This is a genomic window from Amycolatopsis kentuckyensis (assembly GCF_002155975.1).
GTDB lineage: Bacteria > Actinomycetota > Actinomycetes > Mycobacteriales > Pseudonocardiaceae > Amycolatopsis > Amycolatopsis kentuckyensis.
Genome location: NZ_MUMI01000504.1, coordinates 1 through 3406, shown reverse-complemented (window position 1 = coordinate 3406; position 3406 = coordinate 1). Strand labels below are relative to the sequence as shown.

Below are 3406 nucleotides of genomic sequence, written 5' to 3'. Positions count from 1 at the left end.
CCGCGGCGGCGGAGGTCCCGAACCTGGTCTACGCGGGCGTCGGCACGGGCATCGGGGGAGGGGTGGTCGTCGGCGGCCGCCTGCTGTCCGCGTTGTCCGGCGGCGCGTGCGAGCTCGGCCACGTGGTGGTGAACCACGACGGCTCGCCGTGCACCTGCGGCCGGCGGGGCTGCGTGCAGGCGGAGGCTTCGGGCCCGGCCACGCTGCGGCGGGCGTCCGCGGAGCGCGGAAAGACCGTGGCCTTCGACCGGCTCCGCGCCGGCTACCGGGACGGTGAGCCGTGGGCGGCGGCCGCGATCGAGCACAGCTGCCAGGCCCTGGCGGCCGCCCTGGCCGGCCTCGGCGAGCTGGCGGCCCCGGCGGTCCACGTGGTGGGCGGCGGGTTCGCGGCGGGCCTCCCCGGCTACGTGACGGAGGTCGGCCGGCACCTGGCGGCCTTGTCGCGCCCGGGCCACCCGGCGGCCCCGGTGGTGCCGGCCCGTTTCGGCGGCGAATCGTCGTTGCGCGGAGCTGTCCTGGCCGCGATGGGCGCGTTGTCCGGTGCGGACACGGACCACCCGCCGGATCAGAGCGCCCGCGAGAGGTAGACGGCGTCCGCGCCGTAACCCGGTACGGGTACCTCGGGATGCGGCCGGAAACCGTTGGCGGACCAGAAGGCCGTGCTGCCCGCGACGGCGATCAGCGACATCCGGTCGTGCCGCCGCGACCGGGCGGTCGCGACGAGCCGGTCCAGCAGGACCTTCGCCAGCCCCCGGCCGCGCCGGTCGCGGGCGATGACGAGATCGTGCAGGTGCAGGTTGCCCGACGTGAACGCGGGACCTTCCGGCCGGTCGAAGGCGGGGAAGCGGAACAGCGGATAGGGCAACGCCAGCACGTATCCCGCGAGGTCCCGGCCGGTCCGCAGGACGAAACACGTCTCCGGGGACGCTCGCACCCGTGACTCGAGCACGCTTCGCCGTTCGGACAACCCCTTCGCCGCGTACGACTCGGCTTCCAGCCGGACGATGCCGGGCCAGTCGCCGGACGACACAGCCTCGATCCGCACCTCGCCGGTCACGGCCGGTGCACCACGATCGGCAAGGGCGAAAAACCGTTGAAGCCCTGCGTGGTGTAGCTCATGGAGTACGCCCCGCACGAGAGCAGCCACACCGGATCTCCGGACTTCGCCGCCTTCGGCACCTGCGCTGCGGCGAGGCCGTCGCTGAACACGTCGTCGCTGTCGCAGGTGGGGCCGGCGACGATCGCCGGGACGTATTCGCCGCCGGGGTGACCCGGGAACACCAGCCGGTAACGCAGCATGTCGGTCTCGTAGAGCCCGTTGAACTTCCCGCAGCTCAGGTACAGCCACCGTTCGCGGGTCCCGCCCAGCTGCCGCCGGGACGACAGCCGGGCGACGTGGGCCCGGATCACGCCGTGCTCGGCGACCAGATGCCGGCCCGGCTCCACGACGAACTCCAGCGGCCGGCCCGCCAGCCGCCGGAGCCGGCGCATGCCGTCACGGAGAGCGGCGAACATCTGCCCGACCGGGGGCCGCAGGGGCCGGCCCGCCTTGTCGAGGTAGCCGGCCGCGGGCAGGCCGCCGCCGAGGTTGACGTGGTCGATGGCCAGTCCCTCGAGGGAAAGCGCGACGAGGACGTCGGCGATGCGGTCGAAGGCGTCGTGCCAGGCTTCGACCGTCATCTGCTGGGAACCCACGTGGACCGACAGCCCCGACGGGGCCAGGCCGTGCTGCCGCGCCGTGCGCAGGACACGCACCGCGTCGGTGCCCGCGCAGCCGTACTTGCGCCCGAGGCCCCACAGCGCGCCCGCACCGGTTGTGGCCAGCCGGCAGAACACCCGGGCGCCGGGGGCGTGGGCCGCGACGGCCAGCACGTCCTCGACGCTGTCCGTGGCGAAGTCACGCACTCCGAGCCGGTACGCCGCGGCGATGTTCTCGTCGGACTTCACCGTGTTGCCGTAGTGGACGAGCCGGGGCGGGATGCCGGTGGCGAGGGCTTGACCGATCTCGTCGGGACCGGCGGCGTCGAAGCCCGCGCCCCGGCGCGCCAGGCCGGCCAGGACCTCGTCGACCGGGCACGCCTTCATCGCGAACCGGACGGCCACCCCGGGGAGTTCGCGGGTCAGCGCGTCGTAGGCGTGCTCGATCCCGGCGAGATCGAGGACGAGCTGATCGTGCTCCGCGGCGGCGAGCGCGTCCCGGATCCGGCCGGTCGGCAACCCGGTCCGGTCGGTTTCCGCAAGTGTCATGCTCGCTCGAGCCCCTGCGCCGCGCTCGCCGTCATCAGCCGCTCCCACATGTCGATCAGGGTGGCGAAGCCGCCGATGTCGTGGCGTGCCGCGGAGAGCAGCTCTTCCCGGCGCGGCGCGAGGAAGTCCGCGAACGCGGCGTACCGGCCGCCCAGCCCGCGGTAGGTCTTGTCGATGCGCTCGAGCCGCTCGACGTTCGCGTCGTCGGCCAGCCCGGTGCTCTCCCGGGCGAAACCGGCGACCAGCGCGGGACGGACGCGGTGGCGGTGGTCCAGCAGCGCCGCGCCGGCCGCGGCCAGCCGGGCGTAGATGTGGTGGAAGTACAACATGGACAGGAAGAACTTGGTCAGCCTCAGCTGGTAGGCCAGGAATCCCGCGTCGGTCTTCCGTTCCCCGGTGTGGAAGTTGACGATGTGCCGGTTGTGCACGACCCCCGGCAGCCGGGCGTTGCGCGCGAGGTGGAACAGGAAGTAGTCGCTGCCGATCGTGTCGGTCGCGGGCGGCAACGGCACCTGCTCCTGGATCCCGTGGAAGGCGACGTTGCACATGTCGACGCGCATCGGGTCGGCGAAGCCGGCTTCCGACCGGTCCTCGGTGAACGGTTCGGTGCCCGCCCCGGTGAAGGATTCCGCCACCAGCTCCGCTTTCCGGTCGTCCGTCCAGTGTTCGGGCGCCCACAGGCTCACGATTTCGTGGTAGGCGGTCCGGTCCCGGGAACGCAGGTCGCCGAGGTCGACCGAAAGGTCGCCGACGAACGAACCACCCACCAGCACCACGGGCTTGTCCCCGTGCTCCGGGGCGAGCGACGAAGATGTCACGTGTCCTCGCACGTCCGCGGCCCGGCGGCCGATCGAGGCGAGTTCGTGGTGCACCGGGAACACTTTCCCGCCGTGGAAAAGCTGATAACGGCTGTCGGAATCCCGGCGGTGCACCGAATCGCAGCCGAGCGCACGGGCGATGAGGAACGCGCGGTCGGTGCAGGCGCCGTAGGAAATCCCCCGGGGGAGCAGGAGACCGAGCGCCGCTTCGCCGGCGCCGGCGGCCTCGGTCACCCGGCGCAGGAACGCCCGCTGCTCGGTTTCGCCCAGGTGCAGCACGACGATGTTCCGGCTTCGTCGCCGGCCGGCGACGATCCCGGCGTGTTCGCCGTACGCCGGTT

The 3406-nt window shown here is 72.9% G+C and carries 4 protein-coding genes; 1 reads left to right on the top strand and 3 read right to left on the bottom strand.

Features of this window, described 5'->3' with window-relative positions; genetic code table 11:
- Positions 1–587, top strand: a 587-nt coding sequence (locus CCN39_RS38940; protein ID WP_143264317.1) for an ROK family protein, incomplete at its 5' end; no start/stop codon positions are given.
- On the opposite strand, the gene CCN39_RS52180 is transcribed toward CCN39_RS38940, so the two are convergent.
- The 3 genes from CCN39_RS52180 to CCN39_RS38925 form a co-directional block, all read right to left on the bottom strand.
- The gene (locus CCN39_RS52180) at positions 566–1057 is read right to left on the bottom strand and encodes a GNAT family N-acetyltransferase (protein WP_244211190.1); all 492 of its coding nucleotides are present in this window, start codon (positions 1055–1057) and stop codon (positions 566–568) included. The genes CCN39_RS38940 and CCN39_RS52180 overlap by 22 nt on opposite strands.
- Positions 1054–2247 carry a type III PLP-dependent enzyme gene (locus CCN39_RS38930; protein ID WP_086850936.1) on the bottom strand — a complete coding sequence of 398 codons (1194 nt, stop codon included), beginning with the start codon at positions 2245–2247 and terminating at the stop codon, positions 1054–1056. Before CCN39_RS38930 ends, CCN39_RS52180 begins: the two co-directional genes overlap by 4 nt.
- Positions 2244–3406, bottom strand: a 1163-nt coding sequence (locus CCN39_RS38925; RefSeq protein ID WP_143264316.1) for a DUF6271 family protein, incomplete at its 5' end; no start/stop codon positions are given. The genes CCN39_RS38925 and CCN39_RS38930, both read right to left, overlap by 4 nt.

Bases quoted from the DNA above. Each gene is read 5' to 3' on its own strand.
- CCN39_RS38930 (WP_086850936.1), bottom strand. From the start codon at position 2,247: ATGACACTTGCGGAAACCGACCGGACCGGGTTGCCGACCGGCCGGATC.